The organism is Campylobacter sp. BCW_4341, from assembly GCF_001764255.1.
Lineage (GTDB): Bacteria > Campylobacterota > Campylobacteria > Campylobacterales > Campylobacteraceae > Campylobacter_D > Campylobacter_D jejuni.
This window is the reverse complement of the sequence record NZ_MKAH01000038.1, coordinates 104,127-125,634: the sequence shown is the minus strand read 5'-3', so window position 1 is coordinate 125,634 and position 21,508 is coordinate 104,127. Positions and strand designations below refer to the sequence as shown.

Sequence of the window (21,508 nt, the reverse complement as noted above, 5' to 3'; positions counted from 1 at the left end):
CCTTATAATAAAACTTCTACTTCTTTTGAATCAGATATAAGTTTTTTTTCTTTTTCAAGACGATCTTCTTTAAGCTTTTGCGCTAAATCAACATCATAAATAGCTAAAATTTGCATAGCTAAATAAGCAGCATTGATTGCTCCAGCCTTGCCAATAGCTAAAGTTCCTACAGGAATTCCACTAGGCATTTGCACCGTAGAAAACAAAGAATCCATACTTGCAAGATTACTTCCTGGCATAGGCACTCCTAAAACAGGTTTTGTTGTATAAGCTGCAACAGCTCCAGCCAAATGCGCTGCCATTCCAGCTGCTGCTATAAAAACCTTCACACCTTTTTCTTCAGCATTTGCAATATACTCTTTTGTTCTTTTTGGACTACGATGAGCTGATGAGATGATAAGTTCATACTTTACCCCAAAACTTTCTAAAGTTTTAGCAGCCTCTTTCATAGTCTCATAATCACTCTTGCTTCCCATTAAAATAGAAACAAAATTCATCTATATTTCCTTTCTTAAAAAACTTAATGCACTGATTTTATTTGGTAATTGGATTTCATGTTCATTGCCACTATGAATTTCGCTAAATTCTTTATTGTTTTTAGCAATGAGTTTTTTAAACTCTATAAAATATTTATCCTCTTTTTGATAAATTTTACCTAGTTCATTATCGCAAGTTTGAATCACATCGCCTAAAGGGGCTAAAATTTCATAAGGCGTGTTTAAAACGATTTTCCCTTTACATTTAAAAAAGCTTCCATCTTCGCTTATAGCATGCACTTGATGAGAACCTTCTTCTATGCTTGTATTATGATTTTGCGTGTCGGTTTTTTCCAAAGGACGCGAAACAAGATAGCCATCTGTAAAACCACGATTTTTAAGTGTAGCAATCTCTTTTTCATACTTACTTGACTCAAATTTACCCTCTAAAGCATCTTGTATGGCCATTTTATAAGTCCTTGTTGTAAGCGCAACATAATATTCGCTTTTAGTACGCCCTTCTATTTTAAAAGCACTGATACAATTTTCTTGCATGATTTTTTCTATATAAGAACAAAGATTTAAATCTTTAGAATTAAAAATATGAGTACCATTTTCATCTTCTTCTAAGCGAAATAAAGTGCCATTTTCTGGATTTTTAGCATAAAGCTCATAATTAAATCTACAATCATTTGCACAAGATCCACGATTGCTCATTCTTCCACTTTGCACAGAGCTTATTAAACAACGCCCTGAATAAGCAAAACACATAGAACCATGCACAAAGGCTTCGAGTTCAATATCGCAATTTTCCTTTAAAGCTTTAGCGTCTTTAAGCCCTAATTCTCTGGCAATTACAACCCTTTTAGCACCCAAATCCTTATAAACTTGAGCATCTAAATAATTTAAAATATTTGCCTGAGTAGAAACATGTAAAGAAATTTCAGGTGCAAGTTCTTTAACAAGACGCATAGCTCCAACAGAAGCTACAATAAAAGCATCGGGTTTCATCTCACGTAATTTTAATATATGTCTTTTTAAACCTTCAATTTGAGAACTCAAATGAAAACCATTTAAAGTAACATAAATTTTCTTACCACGCTCATGAGTATATTTGATAGCTTCTTCAAAACTTTCATAATTAAATTCTCTTGCAGTACGTGATCTTAAAGAAAAATTATTCACACCCGCATAAACCGCATCTGCACCATAAGCTAAAGCAATTTTTAATTTTGTGAAATTTCCTGCAGGAGCTACTATTTCAGGAATGATCATTTTTGCCCTAAACTTGCAATTAAAGCTTCTATATCATCATTACTTACAACATCAGTAGTGCTATCACCTTCAATATGCACTGCAGAACTTACACGTTTTTTATCATCAATTTTACCTTCAAATAAAGAACTCATATAACGGCTTAAAGCACGCATTACATTAATAACACGTTCGATTTTTTGACGATGTATATCTTGATACTGCATTGCATCCATTGCCATCATCACTTCATCTTGTCCGCTTTGAAGATTTCCGACAATCTCCCTAGAACTTTTTTTAGCTTGATTGTTTAATTCTAAAGCTTCACTGAAACTTTCTACATTAGGAAATTTTTCATTAAGTTTGGAAAAAATATCAATATTTTTTTCTATTGCTTTATTTATTTCTTTGAGTAAACTTTCAGAATCCGCAAAGAAATTATTAATACTTTCAAGCTTATCCATCATTTCCGTTGCTTTAAGCTCGCTATCTTTTGTAACATCATCTAACTGATGCACAACTTTATGCTCCTGATTTGGTGGGGGTGGTGGCCATACTACACTAGGATTAGGTTTGTAATCAGCTATTTTGACATCTTCTAACATCAAAGCATCTTCTTCGGTATTCGATTCTTCGGTTTTTACCTCTGCTTCTGTCTCTGAATCAAGATCAACATCACCATTCATCAAAGCATCAAGCTCTTCTTGAGTCATTTTTTTCCTTTTTTTAAATCTAGATTTTCAATAATTGCTCAAAATTATAATCAATTTTATCTAAAACAAAAATATAAATTTTTATTTTTTAATCTCTTTAAATTAAATTTTTAAATTTATTAAAAAAAATATATTAATTAAATCTTAATTAAAAATTTTATGATATAATTTTATAAATTTAATTACATATAAGGAGTAAAAATATGGGAAAATTTGTTAATAATATAGATGATTTTTTCAAATTTTGTAAACAAAATGAAGTGCTTTTTGTTGATTTTCGTTTTACAGATATGATAGGAACTTGGCATCATATTACCTATAATCTTCATGCAATCAATAAAGAAACATTTCAAACTGGCATTCCATTTGATGGAAGCTCAATTCATGGATGGCAACCTATAGAAAAATCAGATATGATTTTAAAACCTGATGCTCAAAGTGCTTTTTTAGATCCTTTTACGGCTGATCCTACTATCATAGTATTTTGTGATGTGTATGATATTTACAAAGGACAAATGTATGAAAAATGTCCAAGAAGCATAGCAAAAAAAGCAATGGAACACCTTAAAAATAGTGGCATAGCTGATACTGCTTACTTTGGACCAGAAAATGAATTCTTTGTTTTTGATAGTGTAAAAATAGTTGATACTACTCATTGTTCTAAGTATGAAGTTGATACCGAAGAAGGAGAGTGGAATGATGATAGAGAATTTACCGATAGCTACAATACTGGACACAGGCCAAGAAACAAAGGTGGATATTTTCCAGTTCAGCCAATTGATTCTTTAGTAGATATTCGTTCTGAAATGGTTCAAACCCTTGAAAAAGTAGGTCTTAAAACTTTTGTTCATCATCATGAAGTTGCACAAGGACAAGCTGAAATAGGAGTAAATTTTGGCACACTTGTAGAAGCAGCTGACAATGTTCAAATTTACAAATATGTTGTAAAAATGGTAGCTCATTTAAATGGCAAAACTGCCACTTTTATGCCAAAACCTTTATACGGAGATAATGGCAATGGTATGCATGTTCATATGAGCTTATGGAAAGATGGAGTAAATTTATTTTACGATAAAGATGGATACAGTGGACTTAGTCAAACTGCTATAAATTATATAGGTGGAATTTTAAAAAATGCTAGAAGTGTTGCAGCTTTTACAAATCCAAGTTCCAACTCTTACAAAAGAATAGTTCCTGGCTTTGAAGCTCCTTGTATTTTAACTTATTCTTGTCAAAACAGATCAGCAAGTTGTCGCGTTCCTTATGGCATAGGTAAAAATTCAGCTCGTATAGAAATTCGCTTCCCTGATAGCACTGCTAATCCTTATTTAGCTTTTGTTAGTCTTTTAATGGCAGGTCTTGATGGAATCAAAAATAAAACCATTCCTGTGGGTCCTATGGATGAAAATTTATTTGATCTTACTTTGGATGAAATACGTGAAAAAGGGATAGAGCAATTACCACATACTCTAAGAGGAAGTTTAGAAGCTTTAATCCGACATAATTCTTATTTAAAACCTGTAATGAGTGATATTTTTATCGATGACTATCAGCATTTAAAATTTGAAACACAAGTTTGGCCAGTAGAAGCTCGTCCAACTGCTTATGAATTTAAAACTTGCTACTCTTGCTAAAAATTTAATGGCGTTTAACACGCCATTAAACTAAAAAAGAATTAAAAATATTTATTTTATATCAACTATCGCTTAAGCTGATTTACAATTCCTAGCATATCATCACTTGTTGTAATTGCCTTAGAACCCGCTTCATAAGCTCTTTGTCCTGTGATAAGATCTGTCATTTCTTCAACAAGCTGAACATTACTAAGTTCTATAAATCCATGTCTTATGGTTCCAAGCCCATCTTGTCCTGCTATACCCGCAACAGGTGCACCACTTGCTCCTGTTTCAAGATAAAGATTATCACCCATAGAATGAAGACCCGCTGGATTTATAAACTGAACTAGCTCCACTTGGCCAATTTGAGTTTCTTGTTGCTCCCCTGGTAGCATTACAGAAACGGTTCCATCTGTAGCAACATTAATTGCTGTTGCGCCTTCAGGTATTGTCATCTCAGGTAAAAGTCTATAACCATCTGAATTTACAATATTACCTTCATTATCTTTTGTAAATTGCCCATTTCTAGTATATCCTATAGTGCCATCAGGAAGTTGTATTTGAAAAAACCCATTACCTGCAATAGCCATATCAAGACCATCAGTACTTGTTGATTTTAAATTTCCTTCAGTAAAAACTTTAGTTACCGCTGTTGGACGCACACCCACACCCACTTCTATACCCGAAGGAGAAAGAGTAGTAGCTGAAGTCGAAGTTCCTGCATACTTCATAACTTGATACATAAGGTCAGCAAATTCTGCGCGACTTTTCTTAAAGCCTGCTGTATTAACATTGGCGATGTTATTTGAAGTAACATCAATTTGTGTTTGCTGCGCTACCATTCCCGTAGCAGCAGTATGAAGTGATCTCATCATTTTTAATCCTTTTTTTTATTTTATTTTAAATTATTTAACAGCTGCAAGCTTATTGATAGCTTCTTGATTTAAGTCATCCATATGAGCTGTCATAACTTTTTGATACATTTCTACCATTCTGTTTGCTTCAATCAGTCCTACCATTTCAGTAACTGGATTAACATTTGATCCCTGAGAAAAACCTTGGCGAATGGCATTGGAGTTTTCCAAATCTCTAATACGGGTTAGATCATCTATTTTATAGACATTATCTCCATCTTTTTGCAAAGCTCTTATATCATCTACTTGTGCTACAAATAATCTTGCATTTTGAACTCCATCAACTTCAATGCTTCCGTTTTTATCAACGCTAATTTGAACAGCACCATTAGGAATGCGTATGCCAGCATTCTGAGGATTATTAAAATAATCACTACTTAATACCTTGTATCCTTGCTTATTTACCAAATAACCCTCATCATCAAGTTGAAAATTTCCATCTTTAGTTAATCTTACTTCTCCATCTTTGGTCTGAACCAAATAAAAAGCATCTTCTCTAGTCATTGCCAAATCCAAAGGATTGTTTGTGGCCTTTAAAGAACCTAGGCTAAAATCCGTATATTCTTGAGAAACTTGCGGGATTCCATCTATTGTAGTATTTACAAAACGAGATGCATCTCTTGTGTGATTTTCTATAGGCAACTCATCCTGAGTTTCTTTAAAAATCCTTTTAAAATCTGCAATAACCACATCATCTCTTTTATATCCACTTGTATTAATATTGGCAAGATTATTAGTAATCACATCAAGTTTATTGAACTGAGTTACCATTCCGCCAGTTGCTTGATAATATCCATTTTGCATATTTTCACCTATAAAATTAAGATTTTTATAGCTATAAAAGCAAAGAGTGTTCCAACTTTTAAAAACAAAGAAAAATAAATATTTGAAAGATTATTAGGAGAGAATTTTAAACTATAAAAAGCAAGATTTGACTCAATCTTGCTTTAAAAATCAATTTTAATCCATTTGACGACGCAAGAAAGTCGGTGTTTCAATTTGTGCCATTATCTCTTCATCGTAACCACCGCTTACCTTTTTAAGACTTAAATAAGGATTTTTCTTAGAAGCTTGAGCTTCTTCGGTAGATTTTTTAGCTACTGTATCTTTGTCTTCAAACCCTGTCGCAATAATAGTTACTTCAACTCTATCTTCCATGCTATCATCTGTGGTAGAACCAAAAATAATCTTAGCATTTTCATCAACAATTTCTTGTATACTATTTGCTGCTGCTGAAATTTCAAACAAAGAGCAATTAGAACTTGTTTTAAAATGTAAAATAACTCCCTTGGCACCTTTAATATCCATTCCATCAAGCAAAGGAGATTCTATAGCGTTTGAAAGAGCCTCTTCTATAGCATTTTCACCACTAGCACTACCAACACCCATAAGTGCGAGTCCGCGATGACTCATGATGGTTCTTACATCCGCAAAGTCAACATTAATATCTCCATTATCAAGCAAGATAGACACCATACCTTTTACAGCACGAGCTAAAATATCATCAACCAATCTAAAAGCATCTTTAATGCCTGCTTTTTTATCAATAATGCTCAATAATTTTTCATTTTGAATTACAAGAATAGAATCACTTTCTTTTTTAAGCTCAAGGAGACCGCTTTCAGCAAGTTTTTTTCTTTGTTTTCCTTCGAATGCAAAAGGCATAGTTACAACAGAAACAGTTAAAGCTCCAATCTCTTTAGCTGCTTGTGCAATAACTGGAGTTGCACCCGTTCCAGTACCTCCACCAAAACCTGAAGCAATAAATACAATATCACTTTGACTAAGACTTGCTTTTATTTCTTCAAAACTTTCTCTAGCACTTTCTGCACCTACTTCAGGAAGCATACCAGCACCTAAACCTTTAGTTTTTTTCTCGCCAAGTTGAATTTTAGTTTTTGCTAATGAAATTGAAATAGCTTGTGCATCAGTATTCGCTGCAATTAAATCAAGATCATTTAATCCCATTTTAACCATATGGTTAATCATATTACCGCCACCGCCACCGCAGCCTATAACCTTAATTTTTGCACCTTTATTATGTTGCATTTCTTCTACTAAAAATTCACTCATAAAAATTTCTCCTTGTTAAAATTGATTCATAATTTTATGCCAGATATTTGAAAAAACGCTAGGTTTTTTTTCTTTTGGCTCTTTAAAATCTAATTGTTCTTGTATTGCAATTGTATCATTTTCTTGTAAATTTTCATCAAAAAAATCAGATTTTATTTCACTTTCCGTATCTTTTTGCAAAACAATATCTTGTTTAATTTGACGATTAAAATTTTCAATTTCCCCTTTATATCTTAATTTTTCATTAGAATCAAGTTCATAAGGCGTAAAATACCCCGCTCCATATAAACAAAGTCCTATAGCACAAGTATTTTCAGGATCATTAAAAATTTCGCTAAAACCAGCAATCAAATCTTTTCTTGCAGTAGCCAGTCTAACTGAGCAATTATCAAATGTTGCAGGAGCTAGCTCATCAATACCTGCTAACTTAGTCATTCCACCTGTTAAAACAACTCCACCGCCTATAGTATTGGCATAACGATTATCACTTAAGATTTTTGCCAAAATCATCAAAGTTTCTTCCGCTCTTGCATAAATTACGTTTGAAATAATATCCAAAGAAACTTCATTAACCTTTCTTTCATCACCCATTGAAGGAATTTGTATAAGAGTATTAGGCTGTTGCGAAAGAGCTGCATAATTAAGCTTGATTTTTTCTGCTTCTTTTAAAGGTGTATGCAATGCCATTGATAAATCTTGGGTAATATTAATCGAGCCAATTTGCAAACAATCATTATATCTAATTGAATTTCCAGTATGAACAACCATATCACAAATCGCTCCACCCATATCAATCAAAACAGCGCCTAATTCCTTTTCACTATCATCTAAACAAGCTATAGCTGAAGCATATCCTGAAAGAACTATATTATCCACTCTTAAATCAGCTAATTCAACTGCTTTCTTAAGATTTTTAATATGAGATTCTTGTGAAATCACTATATGGGTTGAAACTTCTAAACGATTGCCACTCATTCCTAAAGGATCATCAACATGTTCAAGATCATTAACCTTAAAATTATAAGGCAAAACATGGATAATTTCATAACCGCTTGGTAGATTGGCAGTATGCTTAGCTGTACTTACAGCACGATGAATTTCTTTAATGCCTATTTCATGATTTGGAATATTAACAACACCTATGCTATCAACGCTTTTAGTATAAGCACCTGATATAGACACCACAACCTTATCATAATGAACTCCGCTCATCATCTCAGCACTTCTAACAGCTTCTTCAATAGATTTAGAAGCAAGCTCTATATTGGTAATGGCACCTTTTTTAACCCCGTTGGTTTTCGACTTGGAAAAACCAATAATTTTTAATCCATCTTCATCTTTTTGAGCAATAATGGCACAAGTCTGGGTTGAGCCTAAGTCAATTCCTAATATATTCAAAATCAATTCCCTTTATAATAAATTTTTATCGGATATATCTTTTTAAGTTCATCAACAAGTTCTTGCTTAAGCTCATTTGCTTTTAAATTTTGCAAATTTTGTTCAAGCATAATTTTGTATTGTTCAAATTTATCGGAGTTCATATCTAATTTTTGTTTATTTATTTTATATAATATTGCTTTATTGTCATTAATGATCACATAAGAACTATTTTGATCAGTATTAAATACATTCATTAAAAAATAAGCAAATTCAGAATCATTTAATATCTTATCACTAAGCTTTACACTCTCGCGAGAACTATCTCGACTTACAAAGCCTATATCATCGCCTTTAAAATTTACTAAACTATTTTTAGCTTTTTCTTCTAAATTTTTTCTAGCTTGTTTACTTAAATACATAGGTAAAACTTCTTCTCTAGCTTCTTCAAAAGTTTTATTTCTTATAGGATCTACTTTATTTAATTTAACTATGATATATCCGTTATTATAAGGTGCTGGTCGTAAAACATCTCCATTTTTAGCTTTATTCAAAAGATCAATTGGATAATAAACATCAGATTCACTAATATTTTGATCTTTTTGAAAATTATCTTTCCCATTTTTTAAATCTAAAAATTTAGTATTAGCCACATTCTTTAGTTGCATTAAGGCGTAATCTTTAGCAACTTCATTTTTAGCAGACTGAAAATCCATCACTTTACCTGCAAAATCTTTATATTTTAGTTTATTTTCATCTTGATTATAAAATTTTTCTAATTCTTTGTCGTCAATTTTCTCATTGCTAACTGGCAAAAAATAAGTTGAAATTTCATATATTTTTTTAGTTTTATAATCTTCTTTATGTTCATTCCAAAGCTTTTTTAAATCCTCTTCGTTAATCTTAATATTTTTTTTGTCATAATCAATTTTTGCAATACTTAAAGCATCTTGCATGAAATAACTAGAAGCTAACATTTTTAATTCCTCATCTTTGCTGGGAATATTAAAAATTTGATTAAGTTTATCGATAATTACTTCATTTGCAAGTTGTGTTTCATAATCTTTTGGAGTTAAATTATTGGCATTTAAAAGTTCATAATAAATTGTCTTATTAAAATCCCCTGTAGGATCTTGAAATTCTCTAGTATTTGCAAGTTTTTGTAAAATCTCATTCTCGTTTACGCCAATACCCAAATCTTTGGCAAAATTTAACAAAAGCTTATCTTCAACAAGAGAGCTTAAAGCTATATTTTTAATGCCTAGTTGCTCAGCATTTTCTGGAGTTAAAGCACCATTGCTAATTTGATTATAATAACTTAAAATTTGTCTATATCTAGTATCAAATTCGCTAAAACCTATCTTTTCATTTCCTACGGTTGCAACACTCGAACTTCTATTGAGATTAAAATCATAAGCACCCCAACCTAAAAAGCCAGCGCCAACAAAAGCTATAGTACTAACCCATATAGTAACAACAAGATATTTTTTGTGATGTTGCATCCAAGTAAGCATATCATTCCTTGATTAAATTTAAACTAGATATTGTATCGTAGAAGTGTTTAAGTGGAGTTTAATTATAAAATTTTTACCAAAAAATATTTGTTCTTTAAATTTTATGATTTTTACAATGAAATTTAGTTATAATTATAGTTTATAAAAATTTATTAGGATTGATTTTGGAAATTCCTCATATCCCAGTTTTGCTTAATGAAGTTCAAGAGATTTTTAAAAATCTTAAAACAGGTTATTTTTTAGACTGCACTTTAGGACTTGGCGGACATAGTGAAGCTTTGCTTAAAAATCATCCTGATCTTAAATTCATTGCTTGTGATCAAGATCAACAAGCTTTAGAATTTTCTAAAAAACGTCTTAAAGATTTTCACAATAGGATAACTTTTATACAAAGTAATTTTAGTGAAGTTTTAGAAAAAATTTCACATAAAGAAGAATTAAGAGGCATTTTAGCAGACATTGGAGTTTCTTCATTTCAACTCGATAATAACGAAAGAGGTTTTAGTGTAAATTCTGACTTTTTGGATATGAGAATGAATCAAAACTCCAAAATATCGGCTTATGAGATTATTAATACTTATACAAAAGAGCAATTAACTTCCATTTTTAAAGATTATGGAGAATTGCACGATGCACATTTTATTGCTGAAAAAATTTGCCTAGAAAGAAGTAAAAATCCAATCAAAAGCGCCAAGGAACTTTATCAAATCATAGGAAAAGGCAAACAAAATCATAGAAAAATTTCCAAAGCCACTTTAGCATTTCAAGCCATTAGAATAGAAGTAAATCAAGAACTTAAAGTGCTTAAAGATTTTCTTGGGCATTTAGAAAATTTAAAACCAAAAAATTGCATTTTAGCAATCATTAGTTTTCATTCTTTGGAAGATAGAATAGTAAAAAATTTTTTCAAAAAATGGTCAAAAAACTGCATTTGTGATGAAAAAATAATGCGTTGCGAATGTGGAAATAACCATAGCCTAGGGCAAATAATAACCAAAAAAGCTATAAGTGCAAGCAAGGAAGAACTTTTAAAAAATTCTCGCTCTAGTTGTGCTAAAATGCGGGCTTTTTATTTTAATAATTTGGACAATAAATAATGCTAGAAGATGATTTTATAAAAGAACGCCAAAACATACGCCAAAAAATGCTGAAATTTTCTCGCGCTATAAATCAAGGCAAACCGCTTGATGATGATTTAAGAGATGAAATTTCTAGCGATGATATTTTAAGACGTCGTTTTAAAAAAAAGACTCCTAATAAATTCTTAGAAGAACTCGATGAAGAGTATGAGTCAAAACATACTAAAAAATCAAATATATATTTAAAAGAAGATCTGATCAATGTTAAATTAGAAGAAAAGCAATCTCTTGCTAAAAAATTTTTTTCCAAAATGAAAGAAAGGAAAAAAGAAGAAAATAAAAAAACTAAAAAGATTTTTTCGTTTGGAAGAAAAAAAATAAACGAGATAAAAAATATTCAAACCAAACCAAAAATTCAAACAAAAAATGATCAAAACCCTATCCAAGATAAAAAAGAAAAAAAAGAATCTATAAAATCTATAGAAAAAATTCAAAAAACTGAGCCTAAAATACAAAATTCCCAAACTATAGAAAAACGACCTGATATTAAAAAACAACCCGATATTAAACAAAGTTTGGAAAATTTACAAAAAAAGATAACACCACAAGAAAATAAACAAGAACTTCCAAAACCATCCAATCAAGCCCAAGAAAAACAACAAAATGATGAAGATGCTCAAAAGGCAAAAAATGTTTTATTAGAAGGCTACTCTAATGCCACCAAAGAAGATAGAAACCTAAATTTCAATCATCTTCTTTTTGCGGCTTTACTTGTTAGTTTTGCGTTATTTTTATTTGCTCCACAAATTTATATTAGAAATCAAATTTATTATCTTAGTAGAGAAATTGCTACATTAAGAACAGAAGAAAGCGTTTTAAACGAAGAAAATAAAGATTTAAAAAGAAGGCTTGAAAATATGCGATTCCAAAATCAAATTTTAGACTATTTAGAATGAATAATCTTATCTAAAACATACTGCTCTAAATTTGCTTTTGGAATTTCCTCTTTTAAGGCTTCCTTATAAATTTCACCTGCCATTATAGAGTATTTTTCATAAGCAAAATAAGGGAAATGCAAAGCCCAGGCTTTTTGTATTATTTTTTTTGAGATTATTTTGCGAGTATAAACTTTAAAAATATCATATCCTATAAATACACAAGCAGTAACCATAACAGCACTCACTATGCTTATATGAAAGTCAAGTTTTGTTAAAAAATAATGAGTAATTAAAAGCAATGGTAACAAAACCACAGCACAAAAAACACCAAAATAAATATAAGAATTTAGAATTTTGAAATTAAAATTTAGCTTAGAAGGATCTACAAGCATACCGTCATTAAAAAGTGCATTTGCCTCTAATAAATCCTTCACTAAAACAGGTTGTTCTGATACTTTAAATAAAAAACGAAGGCTAAATTCTTTAAATTTTTTCATAATCCATGCTTTATTTTTTAATTAAAATTTTATCTAAAGAAAATTAATTTTTACTAAATATAAACCTCTTTCAATTGCTTATTAATTCTTCTGTAATTCTAGCGATTTCTAATTCTTCATCTGTAGGAATAACAAGCACTTTAACTTTAGAATTTGCATGATTTATCATTCTTTCGCCCGAAATCCTTTGTTTGTTAAGTTCAAAATCTAACTCGATACCAAGATGAGCTAATCTCTCACATACTTTTTGTCGAACCAAACTATCATTTTCTCCTATACCACCTGTAAAAATAATAGCATCGGTTTTTGGCAACACGGCAAAGTAGGATCCTATATATTTAACAAGACGATAACAAAACATATCAAGAGCCAAGCGTGCTTTATCATTACCTTGTTCTATCTCTCTTTCTATATCTCTAAAATCATTATAACCGCAAATTCCATATACTCCACTTTTTTTATTCATCAGTGTATCTATTTCTTCTATAGTTAAACCTTTGATATGACTTATAAAAGGTAAAATAGCAGGATCTATATCCCCACAACGCGTTCCCATAATAAGTCCTTCAAGTGGAGTAAAGCCCATAGAAGTATCTACACTCTTACCTTTTTCTATAGCACATACACTTGCGCCATTTCCAAGATGAGCAGAGATGACATTTAATTCATTTTGATCTTTTTGAAGAAATTTTGCCGCTCTAGAACTAATATAAGCATGAGAAGTCCCATGAAAACCATATCTTCTAATATTATGCTTATCATAAAAATCATAAGGCAAAGCATACATATAAGCAAAATCAGGCATAGTGCGATGAAAAGCTGTATCAAAAATAGCTGCATTAGCAACACTAGGTGCAGCTTTAATCATTGTTTTTATACCTGCTAAATGGGCAGGATTATGCAAAGGAGCAAAAATACTAACCCTATCTATCTCTTTAAGAACATAGTCATCTACTAAACAATGCTCACTTAAATTTCTTCCCCCATGAACTATACGATGACCACAGCCATCAAGAGCATTTAAATCCGCTAAAATTCCTGATTCTTTAAAAAGCTCATTAACTATACTAAGTCCTTCTTCGTGATTATTTATTGTTAATTCTCTTTCAAAACTTTCATTATTTAAAACATTTTTTAATATAACTTTTGAATTTTGCTCTCCGATTTTCTCTACTAAGCCACTGGCTTTAACGATTTTATTATCAAAAAATTTAAATTTAATCGATGAAGAACCTGAATTTAAAACTAAAATTTTCATTTATTATTCCTTTCTATTGAGCTTGTATAGCACTTAAAATAACAGTATCTACAATATCATCTACCAAACATCCACGACTTAAATCATTAACAGGTTTTTTAAGACCTTGTAAAATAGGACCGATTGCTAAAGCATTAGCGGTTCTTTGAACTGCTTTGTAACAAATATTTGCTGCATTAAGATCAGGAAAAATATATACATTTGCATGGCCTGCTATCTTAGAATTTGGCATTTTCTTTGCCGCAGTCTTTAGATCATAAGCGCAATCAAACTGCATAGGACCATCTATATTTAACTCAGGGTATTTTTCTTTAGCAATTTTTAATGCTTCTTTTACAAGATCTACACTTTCCCCTTTACCGCTATCACCACTAGAATAAGAAAGCAAAGCTATTCTTGGTTCAAGTCCAAAAGATTTAGCAGTCATAGCACTTACATAAGCACTAGTTGCAAGCTGTTCAGCAGTTGGACTTGGATTTACAGCACAATCAGCAAAAGCTAAAACTTGATCTTCAAGCCCCATAAAGAAAATTCCCGAAACAGAACTAATACCTTCTTTGGTTTTAATAAGCTGCAATGCAGGGCGAATTGTTTCAGCCGTAGTAGTTGATGCTCCACTAACCATAGCATCAGCTTTTCCAGTATGTATAAGCAAAGTTCCAAAATAAGTTTTATCCTGAACTAGCATCTTAGCCTCTTCTAAACTCATTCCTTTAGATTTTCTTGCCTCATAAAGAATGGAAGTAAATTCTTGATTATATTCTGAATTGAGCGGATTCATAATTTGTATAGTACTTAAATCAAGACTTAATCTAGCAGCATCTTGTTTGATTTTTTCCTCATCACCCAATAAAATAAGATCAACAACTTTACTTTTTAATAAAATTTCAGCAGCTTTTAAAATTCTCTCATCATTACTTTCTGGCAAAACAACAGTTTTTTTATTTTTTACGCTTTGTTTAATCAATTCATATTTAAAACGATGCGGAGTTATAAAATCATACTCTTCAAGCTTTTGCACTTCTTCAAAATTAAAATTTTCATTAATCAAAACATAATTACGACCATCTAGGGCATGATCGAAATATTTTTGAGCTATAAGTTTATCTTCATCGTTAATAATAGCAGCGATAGGGGTATTAAGATTTTTAGCCAATTTTATACTAAGATCAAATCCATCAAGTATTCCAAATTCGCAAAAGCTATTTACAAGCACAAAATCGTATTTGCGTTTTAACTCTTCATATTCTTCTAAAATAACATTAAAAAAATTATGAGGATCTTTGCTAAATTCCTCCATTGCCTCTCTAAAGGTAAAACCATAAGCGCTTTTTACAGTTTGATTGATATTAAATTCTTCCAACCAACCTTGCAAAACAGGGACGCGATGTATGTATATTACAGGGCAATAAATTGCGATATTTTTGTAAATTTTGCTATAATTTTTAAGCAAATTTGTACTAATAATAGTATTTAACTCATCACTTCTAGATCTCATCAAATAAAGATTTGCCATCATTTTCTCCTTAAATTTATAAATGTGGAACACTCTTTGCTTTTTCTAATTTTAACAAAGAAAAATAAAAATTCATATTTTAAAGGACGAAAATGAAAAAAGTTTTATTTTATGTGTTACCGTTTGCATTTTTTGGTTGTTCTGCAACGGTTGATCCGCAAATTTCAATGAAACCACCTGCTTATGTAGAAGAACTTGCACCAAAACAAAGTAATAATGTAGAAAGTGCACCAGGATCACTTTTTGGCAAAGGGGATAATCCTTTATTTTCAGATAAAAAAGCTATGAATGTAAATGATTTAGTTACAGTTGTTATACAAGAAAGTACCACTCAAAGCACACAAGCTAATAAAGCAACAAGTAGAACTAATACCTCAAATTTAGGCGGAGGTGCTTTAACAGGAAGTTCAGGAGTGGTAGCCAATGCTCTTAATAAAGTCAATGCTTATTCTAATATAGGCTTTCAAACCAATAGTTCAAACAAGTACACAGGAACAGGCTCACAAAGCAGAAATGAAAGTTTCAATACTACAATTTCAACGCGTGTAATTAAAATTTTATCAAATGGTAATTATTTTATCGAAGGCTCAAGAGAGCTTTTAATCAACGGAGAGAAACAAATCATACAATTAAGCGGTGTTATTCGTCCTTATGACATCGGTCAAGACAATACTATAGATAGTAAATATATAGCAGATGCTAAAATTCTTTATAAAACAGAAGGTGAAGTGGATAGAAGCACAAGAAAACCTTGGGGTAGCAAAGTTATAGAAGCGATATGGCCATTCTAAAAGCAAGGTTAAACCTTGCCTCTTGGCTTTTATTCTTTTACAGCCCTACTTTTAACCTCATCTTCAACTTCAGCTAAAAATCTATCTACAAGTTCACTTTCTTTTAATTTGGCTACAACTTCACCATGTCTTATAACAAGCCCTTGATTTTTCCCAAAGGCTATAGCCACATCAGCGCCCTTAGCTTCACCTAAAGCATTTACTACACAACCCATAACACTGATATTTAAAGGTTCTTTTATATGCTTGGTTTTTTCTTCTACGATTTTAATCGCGCTTAACAAATCACTTTGAATCCTACCGCAAGTTGGACATGAGATGATATTTACTCCGCTTTTTTGCACTCCACTATCTTGCAAAATCGCTCTTGCTACACGAATTTCCTCTTCAAGCTCACCCGTCATAGAAACACGCATAGTATCGCCTATACCTTTAAGAAGTAAATTTCCTAAAGCTATAGAACTTTTTACAGTGCTATGAAATTTAGTTCCTGCTTCAGTCACCCCTAAGTGAAAAGGATAATCACAAAGCGGTCTTAATCTCTCATAAGCTTCTATAGTTTTTTGAGCATCTGAAGTCTTCATGGAAATTTTAATATCAAAAAAGTCTAAATCCTCTAAAAGCTTGATATTATACATCGCACTTTCTAGCATAGCATCGACACCATAGCCAAATTTATCACTAAATTGTTTTTCTATGGAGCCGTGATTTACACCGATACGTATAGGGATACCCCGTTCTTTACATGCTTTTACCACTTCTTTGATATTTTCTTTAGAACCTATATTGCCAGGATTTATACGCACTCCATCAATAAATTCAGCACAATATACAGCCAAATTATGATTAAAATGAATATCTACGATTAAAGACAAAGGACTTTTAGCTTTAATCTCTTTTAAAGCCCTTGCATCAGCCATATCCAAGCACGCCAAACGCACTATATTTGCTCCTGCAAAATAAAGACGATTGATTTGCTCCAAAGAACCTTCTATATCTCTTGTTTTAGTAAAAAGCATAGATTGAACTGAAATAGGTGCATCACCGCCTATTAAAACATCTCCTACTTTGATTTGTCTGGTTTTAAATCTTTTATACTCCATAACTTCACTCTTTGAAAAATTTTAATATCAAATTTTAACTTTTTATTGCTTTAATTAAAGTTTATTTTTGATAATATATTTAAATTTCATGACATTTAAATATTTATGAATTATATATAAATTAAATACAATTAAAAGAGGTTATATGCAAAATCTTTTACTCTATATAAACAATAACCTAACTCCAACCCTAGCTCAAATTCTTTTACAAGCTTTAAAAAATTCGAATAATGAAAAATTTTTTACCTTTGTTTTGGAAAATATTGAAATAATTTGCACTTGGCTCAATTCTAGCGAATTTAAGAATAGATATTTATCAATAAAACATCCTTATCCACCTTTAATCAATCCTAATTTTATAGAAATAGATGCTAGTCGACATTGTGCAGAATTAGCCTGGGATTTAAATTTACCCCTACCTAAACACTATAAATTTATCTATATTTCTCCACATGGCGTTGGAGCAGCAGCATTTTTAAGATACCTTAATCAATGTTGCGATGTAACTTGTTTTGCCTCCTGGGTTTTACCACCTGATGCCAAAGAAAGATATTGTCTTAATTACATGTGTCTAAATGACAATACGATTACTCAATATGCTATTAATATATCAGAAATCAATCTACCTTATTTTGATAAATATCTATCTTTATTGGATTTTAACTCTAAAATTATTTGCGGAGTTCGCGATCCAATAGGAATTTTAAAGCATAACTGGGGAAGAGATTGGAGTAAAGTTTTAAGAAACTATCCCTCTGAATTTAATCTAACTTATGATTGGCGTTATTATATCGACTATCTTACTCATCAAAATCATAAAATTAAAATCGATATAAACGAACTACAACAAGGAGTTTTTATCATCTCTTATTTATTAAAATATTTTAACAAAAACAATGTATACTATCTTGATATGGAAGAAATCCGCCAATCAAAGGCCTTCGATACTATGAATTTACTTGCTATAAATTTTAATTTTACCCCCCCCCCATAAAGATAAATTAGATTTATTTAAAATTAAAGAATTTAGAGGTTATATTCGCTATCTTTTTCCTATCACACTCTATGCAAATTCTAAAGATATTAATAACACCTTTTATCTTAATACTCCTAAAAATAATAAAAATTTCAATATTGATAAAACTTCTAGCATTCCCATAATTTTAGACAGAAAACATATCAATCATGAAAAAATAGACATAATACAAGAAATTATAAAAAACGACCTATGTAATGATATGGGTGTATATATTGATAAAAATGATTTTAAACAATTAGAACAAAACAATCTTTTATTTTCAACAATTAAACATTATTTGTATGATTTTTTATATCAAATTAAAATAACCATAGATGAAACAGAATCAAAAATGATGAAAGAAAAAGATGTAATAGATTATTTTATAAAAAATAAATCACTTATTTATACTTTTTTTAATATATTTGAAAATGAACTAAATCATTTAAAACAAACACATCCTCATATTATTGACTCTTGGAAATATTATAAAGAATTTGAAAAGATATACAAAGATAAATAATTATCTTACTTACACAAAATCAATAGGATCAATATCTGCACTTACATTTTTAAATTGCAAAATATAATTTTCAATTGCCACTAAAACTTTATGATTTTCACTTCTAAGTAATAAATAAAAACGATATTTTCCATGTAGCATTTCAACTCCACAAATTCCATAGCCTACCAATTTTACCTGTTTGATATTTTTAAATTGAGAAGCAAATTTTTCACAAAGTTTTTGTGCACTTTTTTGATCTTTATCTTCTATAAGAACTCTTAAAAGGCGTTTAAATGGGGGGTAAAGATCTTTTCTATTTTCTAACTCATCTTTTAAAAAAGCATCATAATTCTCTATATACCTTTCAAAAAAAGCTCTATTTTTTGTTTGTAAAAGTACTCTTGCTTCGCCTTTACGCCCTGCCCTGCCTGCAACTTGCATAGCTAAAGCTAAAGTTTCTTCACTCGCTCTAAAATTAGGACGCAACAAATATTCATCAAGCCCTAAAATCACACTCAAATCCACACTATGATAATCATGCCCTTTAGCAAGCATAGAGGTGCCAATAAGTATATCGATCTTATCTTCATTAAAGTCTTTTAAAATAGTATTAAGCTTTTTAACGCTTGTGATTTCATCGCTATCAAATTTTGCTATTTTTGCTAAAGGCAAAGCATTTTGCAAAAGCTCTAAAAGTTCAGCAGTCCCCATTTTTCTAGCTTCTAACATTTCTCCTTTACAACTTGGACAATTTTGCTCTATTAAAGAAGTATAATTACAATAATGACATTTTAAAACATTTTTCTTTTTATGCATACTCATAGCAATAGAACAAAAAGGACATTTTATCGTTTCTCCGCAATCCTTGCAAATGATTTGCCTAAAATTAGCCCTTGTAGGTAAAAACACTATAGCTTGTTTTTGATGTTTTAAACTTTTTTCTAATTCGCTTAAAAGCATAGGTGTTATACCAAGCTCATTTTCATCATATAAAAAATGTTTTTTGCTCTCAAAAAAAGTTCCTTTTAGTCTAAAACTTTTTTGTTTGTAAAAACTCGTCAAAGATGGGGTTGCAGAACCTAAAACCACTTTAATATTATTTTTTTGACCCAAAAAAAGTGCTAAATCTCTTGCATTGATAAAAGGCTGATTAGAAGCCTTGTAAGAATTATCATGTTCTTCATCTACTACAATAAGTCCTAAATTTCTAAAAGGCAAAAACAAAGCCGATCTTGCACCCGCTACTAAAAGCACTTCTCCCTTGCAAAAACGCTCTAAATATTCTTGCTTTTTTTTCTTTGAAATTTTAGAATGCCACAGGAAAAAATTATCCTTAAAATACACTTCCAAACGCTTTTTCATTTGTGGAGTAAGTGCGATTTCTGGCATCAAAAGCAAAGCTTGCTTACCCTGTTCCAAACACTCTTTTATCAAAGAAATATAAATTTCAGTCTTGCCACTACCCGTATCAGCAAAAAGCAAGGAGTTGTTTTCTTTTTGAAGAAAACTTAAGGCATTTTGTTGTTGATTGCTTAGCTTAGGGGTATCTTTAAAAAACATTTTTTGACATTCATACTTAGGACTAGTTTCAAAAAATCCCAAAACAAAACCAAGTTTTGAAGCATAATAATAAACAATAAAATTTGCTAATTCAAATTGCAAAGGAGTTAGAAAATACCCTGTAATTTCTTTAATTTCTACGGTTTTAAAATCAGGTTTTTGACATTCTTTAAGCACGATAGCTTTAAGGTTTTTTTTAGTTTTTAAATCCACTAATACTTGTGTTAAAGGTTTGATTTCATCAAAACTATGAAAAGTTAAATTATCCAAATACAAACCACAAATTGCAAGTTCATAATATCTTATATCAAATCTTTGCATCTAGAACTTCCTATACACTTTAACAAACCTTCTTTAGAATCATAAATAAATTCAATCATCTCTTTGGCGTTTAATGCAAATCTATAGTGATTTTTACCTATTTTTATCCAAGATTTAAAATCAGAATAAATAGGCGTATCAAGCAAAGAATAATCACAATCATTTAAACAATAAAAGAGTTTTTCTTTGGCTTGATTGTTTTGCGCATTATCTAAAATTTCTGGAAAATTTAAATTTTTAAGTCTCATTTGACTACGCATTAAAGCAAGAGCCGAGCTTAGCATTTCATAGTCCATTTTTAATTTTAAAATTTTAACCTCATCTTTTGTAGTATTGATAAAAGATAAAGATAAGCTTGATAAAATTCCCAAAATCAAAATCACAAAAACAAGCTCAAGCAGAGTAAAAGCTTTATTCATTTTGTCGGGAGTTCTTCATTGATTGCTTTTATTAGTTTCTTAAGTTCTCTTTCTAAAATATAATTTTCATAACTTTTTTTAACAAACGCATCTACAAAGCGTTTAAGTTCTATTTTGTTTGTACCGCCAGAAATCAAAGCGATATCATCTTCTAAAAAATTTGCAAATTCTTCACTGCACTTAACAATGAAATCTTTTGCATTGACATTAACAATGACTTGTTTTAGATTATCTGCCAAGAACAGCCTCTATTTTCTTATAAATATCTTCGCTTTCTATATTGCGAGATTTAAGTTCTTCTTCTAAACGCATGATTTGATTACTTTTTGCTTCATTTTGTGCTTTAACGCTTACAAGCTCATTTCTTAAAGCCTCATTGGCTTCGCAAACTTCGTTATACTTTTCAATTAATTCATTTACTTTATCTGTCATAGTATTGATTATTTTTTCATCAAACATATTTTTGCCTTCTTAAGAAATTTGTAATTTATGGAAAATATTATTTGATATTGTAGCAGAAAAAAATTTAAATTTAGGTTTTTATTGTCAATTAATTTTTAATTAAA

20 protein-coding genes and 1 pseudogene are annotated in these 21,508 nt (G+C 30.6%); 5 read left to right on the top strand and 16 right to left on the bottom strand.

The window, feature by feature from the left end:
• Positions 1-2: 2 nt before the first annotated feature.
• Genes purE through AJN70_RS06330 form a run of 3 tightly spaced genes read right to left on the bottom strand, consistent with a single transcriptional unit; the run spans position 3 to position 2,443 of the window.
• Positions 3-497 carry a 5-(carboxyamino)imidazole ribonucleotide mutase gene (gene purE, locus AJN70_RS06340; protein WP_052814782.1) on the bottom strand — a complete coding sequence of 165 codons (495 nt, stop codon included), beginning with the start codon at positions 495-497 and terminating at the stop codon, positions 3-5.
• Positions 498-1,751 (bottom strand): peptidase U32 family protein, encoded by a 1,254-nt coding sequence (locus tag AJN70_RS06335; protein WP_070248508.1) that lies wholly within the window; start codon positions 1,749-1,751, stop codon positions 498-500.
• Positions 1,748-2,443: a chemotaxis protein gene (locus AJN70_RS06330; protein ID WP_044794184.1), complete on the bottom strand. Its 696-nt coding sequence runs from the start codon at positions 2,441-2,443 to the stop codon at positions 1,748-1,750. The genes AJN70_RS06335 and AJN70_RS06330 overlap by 4 nt, the downstream gene beginning before the upstream one ends.
• Before the next feature lie 203 nt (positions 2,444-2,646).
• Between AJN70_RS06330 and glnA the strand changes: the two genes are divergently transcribed.
• A complete protein-coding gene (gene glnA, locus AJN70_RS06325; RefSeq protein WP_070248506.1) occupies positions 2,647-4,077 on the top strand; it encodes a type I glutamate--ammonia ligase in 1,431 nt (476 codons plus the stop codon).
• 65 nt (positions 4,078-4,142) lie between these two features.
• Here the strand turns inward: glnA and flgG are convergent, their stop codons facing one another.
• The 5 genes from flgG to AJN70_RS06300 form a co-directional block, all read right to left on the bottom strand.
• Positions 4,143-4,934, bottom strand: a complete 792-nt coding sequence (gene flgG / locus AJN70_RS06320) for a flagellar basal-body rod protein FlgG (RefSeq protein WP_002852142.1) — start codon at positions 4,932-4,934, stop codon at positions 4,143-4,145.
• Between the two features lie 30 nt (positions 4,935-4,964).
• Positions 4,965-5,777 (bottom strand): flagellar hook-basal body protein, encoded by an 813-nt coding sequence (locus AJN70_RS06315; RefSeq protein ID WP_002861380.1) that lies wholly within the window; start codon positions 5,775-5,777, stop codon positions 4,965-4,967.
• A 156-nt stretch (positions 5,778-5,933) separates the two neighbouring features.
• The gene (gene ftsZ / locus AJN70_RS06310) at positions 5,934-7,046 is read right to left on the bottom strand and encodes a cell division protein FtsZ (protein WP_002852071.1); all 1,113 of its coding nucleotides are present in this window, start codon (positions 7,044-7,046) and stop codon (positions 5,934-5,936) included.
• Positions 7,047-7,061: 15 nt separating this feature from the next.
• Positions 7,062-8,450: a cell division protein FtsA gene (gene ftsA / locus AJN70_RS06305; RefSeq protein WP_083262323.1), complete on the bottom strand. Its 1,389-nt coding sequence runs from the start codon at positions 8,448-8,450 to the stop codon at positions 7,062-7,064.
• The gene (locus tag AJN70_RS06300; RefSeq protein WP_070295610.1) at positions 8,447-9,937 is read right to left on the bottom strand and encodes a peptidylprolyl isomerase; all 1,491 of its coding nucleotides are present in this window, start codon (positions 9,935-9,937) and stop codon (positions 8,447-8,449) included. The genes ftsA and AJN70_RS06300 overlap by 4 nt, the downstream gene beginning before the upstream one ends.
• A 158-nt stretch (positions 9,938-10,095) precedes the next feature.
• Here AJN70_RS06300 and rsmH point away from each other — a divergent pair, with 158 nt between their 5' ends.
• Together rsmH and AJN70_RS06290 are read left to right on the top strand one after the other, a co-directional pair.
• Positions 10,096-11,034 carry a 16S rRNA (cytosine(1402)-N(4))-methyltransferase RsmH gene (rsmH, locus tag AJN70_RS06295; RefSeq protein ID WP_079396977.1) on the top strand — a complete coding sequence of 313 codons (939 nt, stop codon included), beginning with the start codon at positions 10,096-10,098 and terminating at the stop codon, positions 11,032-11,034.
• Entirely contained in the window at positions 11,034-11,972 is a 939-nt protein-coding gene (locus AJN70_RS06290; RefSeq protein WP_004305554.1) for a hypothetical protein, read from the top strand. The genes rsmH and AJN70_RS06290 overlap by 1 nt, the downstream gene beginning before the upstream one ends.
• On the opposite strand, the gene AJN70_RS06285 is transcribed toward AJN70_RS06290, so the two are convergent.
• The 3 genes from AJN70_RS06285 to pta form a co-directional block, all read right to left on the bottom strand.
• The gene (locus AJN70_RS06285) at positions 11,960-12,451 is read right to left on the bottom strand and encodes a hypothetical protein (RefSeq protein ID WP_002855147.1); all 492 of its coding nucleotides are present in this window, start codon (positions 12,449-12,451) and stop codon (positions 11,960-11,962) included. The two genes, AJN70_RS06290 and AJN70_RS06285, sit on opposite strands and share 13 nt — an antisense overlap.
• A 70-nt stretch (positions 12,452-12,521) precedes the next feature.
• The gene (locus AJN70_RS06280) at positions 12,522-13,709 is read right to left on the bottom strand and encodes an acetate kinase (RefSeq protein ID WP_044778948.1); all 1,188 of its coding nucleotides are present in this window, start codon (positions 13,707-13,709) and stop codon (positions 12,522-12,524) included.
• Positions 13,710-13,722: 13 nt separating this feature from the next.
• On the bottom strand, positions 13,723-15,228 hold the full coding sequence (gene pta / locus AJN70_RS06275) for a phosphate acetyltransferase (RefSeq protein ID WP_072225830.1): 1,506 nt from the start codon (positions 15,226-15,228) through the stop codon (positions 13,723-13,725).
• Between the two features lie 89 nt (positions 15,229-15,317).
• On the opposite strand from pta, the gene flgH reads away from it, so the two are divergent.
• A complete protein-coding gene (flgH, locus tag AJN70_RS06270; protein WP_002861373.1) occupies positions 15,318-16,016 on the top strand; it encodes a flagellar basal body L-ring protein FlgH in 699 nt (232 codons plus the stop codon).
• A 29-nt stretch (positions 16,017-16,045) separates the two neighbouring features.
• Here the strand turns inward: flgH and ispG are convergent, their stop codons facing one another.
• Entirely contained in the window at positions 16,046-17,119 is a 1,074-nt protein-coding gene (gene ispG, locus AJN70_RS06265; protein ID WP_002861372.1) for a flavodoxin-dependent (E)-4-hydroxy-3-methylbut-2-enyl-diphosphate synthase, read from the bottom strand.
• A gap of 145 nt (positions 17,120-17,264) precedes the next feature.
• Here ispG and AJN70_RS06260 point away from each other — a divergent pair.
• Positions 17,265-18,660 (top strand): annotated as a pseudogene (locus AJN70_RS06260) (DUF2972 domain-containing protein).
• Between the two features lie 9 nt (positions 18,661-18,669).
• Here the strand turns inward: AJN70_RS06260 and AJN70_RS06255 are convergent.
• Genes AJN70_RS06255 through AJN70_RS06240 form a run of 4 tightly spaced genes read right to left on the bottom strand, consistent with a single transcriptional unit; the run spans position 18,670 to position 21,401 of the window.
• Entirely contained in the window at positions 18,670-20,523 is a 1,854-nt protein-coding gene (locus AJN70_RS06255; RefSeq protein ID WP_004305540.1) for a primosomal protein N', read from the bottom strand.
• Positions 20,505-20,942, bottom strand: coding sequence for a prepilin-type N-terminal cleavage/methylation domain-containing protein (locus tag AJN70_RS06250; protein ID WP_002893056.1), 438 nt, complete (start codon positions 20,940-20,942; stop codon positions 20,505-20,507). Before AJN70_RS06250 ends, AJN70_RS06255 begins: the two co-directional genes overlap by 19 nt.
• Positions 20,939-21,181 carry a hypothetical protein gene (locus AJN70_RS06245; protein ID WP_070295609.1) on the bottom strand — a complete coding sequence of 81 codons (243 nt, stop codon included), beginning with the start codon at positions 21,179-21,181 and terminating at the stop codon, positions 20,939-20,941. The genes AJN70_RS06250 and AJN70_RS06245 overlap by 4 nt, the downstream gene beginning before the upstream one ends.
• Entirely contained in the window at positions 21,171-21,401 is a 231-nt protein-coding gene (locus tag AJN70_RS06240; protein WP_002852327.1) for a hypothetical protein, read from the bottom strand. Before AJN70_RS06240 ends, AJN70_RS06245 begins: the two co-directional genes overlap by 11 nt.
• Positions 21,402-21,508 lie beyond the last annotated feature (107 nt).